General features: G+C 62.9%; 1 protein-coding gene. It reads left to right on the forward strand.

Annotated features, from left to right (window positions below; all coding sequences use genetic code 11):
• Nucleotides 1-256 (forward strand): hypothetical protein (locus IH26_RS61885; protein WP_034218356.1); only part of this gene is annotated, 256 nt, incomplete at both ends.

The raw sequence follows: 256 nt of genomic DNA on the forward strand, positions 1-256 counted from the left end.
CCTCCTCGAATCAATCGTCGCCCGCTCCCTGACCGGAACCATCTACGTCGGCCGCGGCGTGCCCAACAACTGGATCACCGCCGGACAGACCATCGCCGTCAACAACCTGACCAACACCTACAACATGTCATCCGGCGCCCGCTCGACCTACGGCGTGTCCATCCAGACCACCAAACCCGGCACCAGCCGGCTGATCACCGTCACCCTGTCCGGCAACCTCCCCGGCAACACCCAAATCCAACTACCCATCTTCCTC

The organism is Actinoplanes subtropicus, assembly GCF_000721705.1.
GTDB lineage: Bacteria > Actinomycetota > Actinomycetes > Mycobacteriales > Micromonosporaceae > Actinoplanes > Actinoplanes subtropicus.